This window comes from Flavobacterium sp., assembly GCF_043720215.1.
Classification (GTDB): domain Bacteria; phylum Bacteroidota; class Bacteroidia; order Flavobacteriales; family Flavobacteriaceae; genus Flavobacterium.
This window is the reverse complement of the sequence record NZ_JAYSSZ010000304.1, coordinates 1-6,276: the sequence shown is the minus strand read 5'-3', so window position 1 is coordinate 6,276 and position 6,276 is coordinate 1. Positions and strand designations below refer to the sequence as shown.

6 protein-coding genes are annotated in these 6,276 nt (G+C 31.8%); all 6 read left to right on the top strand.

The annotated features are described in order from the left end of the window. The first annotated feature begins 264 nt into the window (after positions 1-264). The 6 genes from ACHZC3_RS13385 to ACHZC3_RS13360 all read left to right on the top strand — a co-directional run bounded on the left by ACHZC3_RS13385 (position 265) and on the right by ACHZC3_RS13360 (position 6,025). Complete coding sequence (locus ACHZC3_RS13385; RefSeq protein ID WP_324712665.1) at positions 265-471, top strand: helix-turn-helix transcriptional regulator; 207 nt, start codon at positions 265-267, stop codon at positions 469-471. Positions 472-473: 2 nt separating this feature from the next. Further along, positions 474-1,421, top strand: coding sequence for a hypothetical protein (locus ACHZC3_RS13380; protein ID WP_394760391.1), 948 nt, complete (start codon positions 474-476; stop codon positions 1,419-1,421). A 50-nt stretch (positions 1,422-1,471) separates the two neighbouring features. Beyond that, on the top strand, positions 1,472-3,457 hold the full coding sequence (locus ACHZC3_RS13375; RefSeq protein WP_394760390.1) for an N-6 DNA methylase: 1,986 nt from the start codon (positions 1,472-1,474) through the stop codon (positions 3,455-3,457). A gap of 246 nt (positions 3,458-3,703) precedes the next feature. Continuing rightward, entirely contained in the window at positions 3,704-3,910 is a 207-nt protein-coding gene (locus ACHZC3_RS13370) for an adenine-specific methyltransferase EcoRI family protein (RefSeq protein ID WP_394760389.1), read from the top strand. Then, positions 3,858-4,862, top strand: coding sequence for an adenine-specific methyltransferase EcoRI family protein (locus ACHZC3_RS13365; protein WP_394760388.1), 1,005 nt, complete (start codon positions 3,858-3,860; stop codon positions 4,860-4,862). Before ACHZC3_RS13370 ends, ACHZC3_RS13365 begins: the two co-directional genes overlap by 53 nt. Further along, positions 4,862-6,025 carry an HNH endonuclease family protein gene (locus tag ACHZC3_RS13360; protein ID WP_394760387.1) on the top strand — a complete coding sequence of 388 codons (1,164 nt, stop codon included), beginning with the start codon at positions 4,862-4,864 and terminating at the stop codon, positions 6,023-6,025. Before ACHZC3_RS13365 ends, ACHZC3_RS13360 begins: the two co-directional genes overlap by 1 nt. Positions 6,026-6,276: the final 251 nt, after the last annotated feature.

The following is a 6,276-nucleotide window of genomic DNA, read 5'->3' as shown; positions in this document are numbered from 1 at the left end:
TTTGGCTTAATTTAAATATGGTTTTGTATTTGGATGATTTGGCAAATCCGAATAATGGGCTTAATCTAGTCCCAAACTGCTTGTAGCGCGGGGACGTTAGGCAACACCCGTGAGCGACACCGTAAACATTGACATTAAGCGTAAAATACAAAATCTATTTTTTTACAATACAAAGAATCCAAGCCCACCCACCACCCAAAAAAAATAATTATACGTTGATAGTTGTCCGTTGTATAGTAATCTACAATGTTAGAGTTTTGCATTATGGACATTAAGCAAAAATTCGGTAAAAATCTTAAAAGACTACGGTTAGAAAAAGGAATTTCACAAGAAACACTTGCATTAACTGCTGATTTAGACAGAACATACATTCCAAGCATTGAAAAAGGCTTGAGAAATGTGTCAATTACTGTTTTGGAAAAATTAGCAATTGCTCTTAATGCCGATATTTCTGAATTCTTTAAAGACTAACAATGGATTTATTAAAAAATTACATCAACACAAAATTTGGTATTGACGAAACAAGATTTTTAGAGGTTTTGCAAAAAAGCCCAGGAGCAGAAGGATATATTTTAGGTAATCTCGGAGAAGAATTATTTAAAGAATATGCTGAATCAATTGGTTATGAAGCATTAAGAATAAAAGAAAAACCTGAAGGTGGAAATAATGCAAAAAGTGAAGACGCAAGAGGAGATTTCTATTTACGAAAAAAAGGTTCATTAAAAGACGAATGGCTTGTAGTTGAATGTAAAGGTGTAAAATCAAATTCTGAAAAAAGAAGTGGATTAACAAAACAATCTTCTTGTCTAACAATGTTAAACAAACACTCAATTGAACGAGAAAAACACGTTGCTAGTATTTATAAATCAGGAAGTTTAGCATACGAAAAAGCAAAAATTGAATGGGAAAATAAAAACGTAGGAACGTTTCCAAAATTTGGTTGGAGTAAAACAAATCCCGGTGCTGGTGTGCCAGATTTAACAGGACTTTGGGAAAGTAAAGACGAGATAAAAAACTGGTTAGATACATTCAATGAAACTGATTTTGATGAGAATGCTTATTGGGACTTAAAAGCCCCAATTAGGCTTCTACAAACACATATGCCATCGACAAGAATTGATATAATAACCAAAATAAAAAGCACTGGTCCTTTGGTTTCAGAATTCAATATCCTATGCGTTGATTTATTTCTTAAAACTGGAAAACACGAATTCGCTTTTGTAAATAGTACAGAGTTGAATCATCAAGGAAAATCGCCGAATCATTTACAACAAAATTATACTATTGATATTTTGACTGCAAAAGACAATTTTAAACGTCACAAGCTTTTAAAGCCTTGGTATGAAGACTTAAATTTATGTATTGAAGAAACAAAACCAAAATACAGAAAATTGGATGAAAGTCAATTAGATGGAAGATAAATTTTTATTTTACACAAATGTGTATTACATTTGTCACAAACGTGTAAATTATGAATTCATTATTTGAAATAGAATTAACAAAAGAAGATAATCTCTTAAAAAAGTTTGAAGAAATTCATAACTATATTTATGCAAACGACGGATTATCGCCTCAACAAACTTTAGAAGAGTTTGTAAAAATCTTATTTATTAAGATTTATGATGAAAATAATAACCTGAATCAATTCAACATTTCTGCCGAGGAATGGAATAAGATGAAAACAGGAAAAGCCATTCTTTCTATTAACGAAAGAATAAATAATCTATTTGAGGAAACAAAAAAAGCATACCAAGATATTTTTGATTCAGATGATAGAATAAGAATTAGCACAATTGCATTGGGTTTTACCATTAACAAAATTCAAAGTATTTCGCTACTAAATTCTTCGCAAGATGCAAAAGGTTTAGCTTTTCAGAAATTCCTATCTCATCACGAAAAAGATGGCAGGGGTCAATTTTTTACTCCAGAGCCAGTTATTGACTTTTGTGTAGAAATGATGCAACCAAAACCAAACGAAAAAATAATTGACCCAGCGTGTGGTAGTGGTGGATTTTTAATGTCTGCATTAAAATATTTGCAAAAAAATTATTCTGAACTTGATACAAAATCAATTGTTTCTGAAAACCTTTACGGAGCAGATATAAACAAAAGTATTGCAAGAATTGCAAAAATGAAATTACTTTTGGAAGCAAATGGTAAAACAAATGTTTTATGTACAAATACATTAGAGGATTTAGACAGTTTAAAACTTTCTTTATCTAACACAACAGGATTTGATTTAGTATTAGCAAATCCACCATTTGGTGCTAAAATTACAAACACTTCTACTCTTTCAAAATTCGATTTAGGTCACAAATGGGCAAATCATAATAATGAATATCACAAAACTAAATCTGTATATCCAAATCAAAACGCTGAAATATTATTTATTGAAAGATGTTTACAGCTATTAAACGAAGGTGGTAGATTGGCAATAGTTTTACCTAATGGAAATTTCGAAAATCCTTCATTAGAGTATTTGCGTTATTATATAAAATTAAAAGCAAAAATTCTAGCTATTGTTAATTTACCGCAAGAAACATTTATTCCTTTTGGTACTGGTGTAAAAACTTCATTATTGTTTTTACAAAAAGACACTCCAAATTTAGTTAGAGAATATCCAATTTTTTTCGGAAGAGTTACAAAATTAGGTTATCAAGGAAATAAAAATGGCACTGCAACTTATCAAAAAGATAAATTTGGTCAAATAATTAAGAATGGTTTTGGACAGCCCATTTTAGATGAGGATTTTAGCGATATAGTAGATGCTTTCAAAAAATTTCAAAAAGGAAATCAAGTAGAACAGGAAAATTCATTTTCTATAAATTACAATGAATTAAACGGTAGATTTGATTATGATTTTTATTCGCCAGAAAACAGAAAAATGTTTTCAAATTTGGACAAAACAAACACAGTTCGTTTAGGAGATATTTGTGATATAATTAAAGTAAAAAGCAGAAAACTAAAAGACCAAAATCAAACAGTTGAATATGTTGAACTTTCTGATATTAATACACATTCTTACGAAATAATAAACTCAACAACTCTTCAAGTACACGAGTTACCAAGCAGAGCAAGTTACGAAATTGAAGAAGGCGATATTATTACTGCAATTGCTGGAAATTCAGTAGGAACTAGAAAACACGCAACTGCTTTAGTAAATAAAGATTTTGAAGGTAGCATTTGCACAAATGGTTTTAGAGTTTTGAGAAATATAAAAATTGACAATTATTATCTACTATATTTTTTAAAATCAGAAGTGTTTTTAAAACAAATGTTTATGTATAGAACAGGTGCAGCAATTCCTAATGTTTCTGATACAGATTTAGCAAATACATTGATAAATTTGCCTGACGAAAAAATGATAGCCGAAATTAGTTCAAAAATGAAAAAATCATTTGAATTAAGACAAGAATCAAGACAACAAATAGAAAGTATAAATTTTGAATTTGCATAAAATTGAACAATAAAAAACAATGGGCGATCGCCTAACAGCAGTTTGGCAATATGGCGGGTTTAGGCTTAATTTAAAGTTGGTTTTGTACTTGCAAAGTCAGTGTTTAAACGAAAGATTAGGCTTCCTTAATCCGCCACATCGCCAAGCTGCGAGAACGTTGGTGGCAAGACTAACGGAAATTCGGGGCTAAAAACAACTGTCCAACAAAAGAAAACCGTCAGAATTGTTACCGTAAATCGGACAACAATGGCGGAGAAAACAAAGAATAGCAACTTATCAAAAGCTAAAACTACAAAAAATGATGAGTTTTATACTCAATACCACGACATAGAAAAAGAAATAATGGCGTATTTGGAATTTAACCAAAACGTATTTCGTCGCAAAACAATTCTACTTCCCTGTGACGACCCTGAATGGAGCAATTTCACTAAGTTTTTTTGCGCAAAATTTTGAACGACTTGGACTAAAAAAACTCATAAGTACAAGTTATGCCCCTGATAGCAAAAATTTCAAAACCAAATATCAACCAACTCTTTTTGAAACAAACGACCCACAGTTTGACGAAAATAAAACGGTGAAAAACGGTAAAATTTTCACTCTTACCCACGATAAATCTGGTGATGGCAAAATTGATGTCAATGATTTGGAATGGGAATACTTAAAAGGTGATGGTGATTTTAAAAGTCAAGAAATAAAAAAACTACGAGACGAAGCAGATATTATTATTACAAATCCACCATTTTCATTATTTAGAGAATTCTTACCGTGGATAATGGAAGCTAATAAACAATTTGTAATTATTGGCAGTATGAACTCTATTGGACTTAAAGAACTATTTGCATATATTAAAGAAAATAAAATTTGGTTAGGTAATGGTTTCAAAGCAGGTAACGCTTTTTTTTCTTCCCCAATATCAAATGACTACGCAGAAGGTGTTTTTGATAAAGAAACTGGTTTGGTAAAGTTCAGAAATTGCTGTTGGTATACCAATATTGACCACGGAAGACGACATTTAAAAATGCCTCTTATGACTTTTGACGATAATTTAAAATTCAGTAAACACAAAGAAGTAAAAGGAATTGGTTATTTAAATTATGAAAATTACAGTGCTATCGAAGTTCCATTTACAGATGCTATACCAAGTGATTACGATGGTGTAATGGGTGTTCCTATTAGCTTTTTAGACAAATATTCGCCTGAACAATTTGAGATAGTTGGAATGTGTGAAAATCTAGATTTATATAAACAAAAAACTAAAATATACTCTTCTGCTGATTGCAAACAAGCATACTTAGATAAATTTGGAAAACCTGGCACATACGATTTGAATGCAAGTGGTGTGGTTTTCAGAAACAATCAATTAGAAAAAGTCTATACAAGAGTATTAATAAAGCATAAGAAATAATGGAAACTACTTTAAGATCAGATATAACAGTTAAAGACATTTGTGAAGGATTCATTTACAATGAATTGGAAGGCAAAGGCTTGTTTGGTTTGTCGGGAACTTTGACAATTCAACCTGAATACCAAAGAAACTATATTTATGCAGACGGAAAAAGAGATGTTGCAGTTATTTCGTCAATTTTAAAAGGTTATCCGTTAGGACTAATTTACTTCAACAAAATCAGCAAAGACAGTCTTGAAGTTTTAGACGGACAACAACGAATTACAAGTTTTGGTAGATTTGTAACAAACAAATTCGCCATAAAAGACGAAAACGGAATGGAGCAATATTTTAGTGGTATTGCAACCGACAAACAACAAAAAATATTAGATACCAAACTTTTAATTTACGAATGTGAAGGCACAGAAAGCGAAATAAAAGAATGGTTTAAAACTATTAATATTGCAGGTGTTCCACTGAATAATCAAGAACTTTTAAACGCAGTTTATTCTGGTCCATTTGTAACACTTGGAAAAGAAGAATTTAGCAACAGCCAAAACGCAAACATTCAAAAATGGAGCGCTTACGTTTCAGGAAGTGCAAACCGACAAGAATATTTAGAAAGAGCTTTGGAATGGGTAAGCAAAGACAATGTAGGCGATTATATGAGCAGACACAGATTTGACAAAAACATAACCGAATTGAAAAACTATTTTACAAGTGTAATTGACTGGGTTTCTACCGTCTTTACAGACGTAGAAAGCGAAATGAAAGGACTTGAATATGGCAGACTTTATGAAACGTATCGCAAACAACCTTACAATTCAAAAACAGTTTCAGAACAAGTTAAGAAACTTTATTCCGACCCTTATGTAAAAACCCGAAAAGGAATTTTTGAATTTATTCTGGGTGGCTCAACAGACACAAAATTATTAGAAGTTAGAATATTTGACGAAGCAACAAAAAAATCTACTTGTGCTATTCAGACAGCAGAAGCCGAAAAAAAAGGAATTTCAAACTGTTCACATTGTGCCATTGGACACGATGCTAACAAAACGAAAATATGGAAATTAGCAGAAATGGACGCTGACCACGTTACAGCGTGGAGTAAAGGCGGTGCGACAGACATAAAAAACTGTGAAATGCTTTGTAAAACACACAACCGAGCAAAAGGAAATAAGTAAAATAGAACGAAACCGCCCAAAAGTCCAGCCACCAACACACGCTACAAGCAATTTGGGCATTTGGCTTAATTTAAATATGGTTTTGTACTTGGATGATTTGGCAAATCCGAAGAATAGGCTTAATTTAGTCCCAAACTGCTTGTAGCGCGGGGACGTTATGGCTCAGTGCCGAATCGACTCTGGTTACTACAATCGTGAATATTTATCTTCTCACTTTTGAGATTTTTACACCTAAAATCGCTTCCGAACTG

Coding starts and splice junctions, on each gene's coding strand:
- ACHZC3_RS13385 (WP_324712665.1), top strand. CDS start 265: ATGGACATTAAGCAAAAATTCGGTAAAAATCTTAAAAGACTACGGTTA.
- ACHZC3_RS13380 (WP_394760391.1), top strand. CDS start 474: ATGGATTTATTAAAAAATTACATCAACACAAAATTTGGTATTGACGAA.
- ACHZC3_RS13375 (WP_394760390.1), top strand. CDS start 1,472: ATGAATTCATTATTTGAAATAGAATTAACAAAAGAAGATAATCTCTTA.
- ACHZC3_RS13370 (WP_394760389.1), top strand. CDS start 3,704: ATGGCGGAGAAAACAAAGAATAGCAACTTATCAAAAGCTAAAACTACA.
- ACHZC3_RS13360 (WP_394760387.1), top strand. CDS start 4,862: ATGGAAACTACTTTAAGATCAGATATAACAGTTAAAGACATTTGTGAA.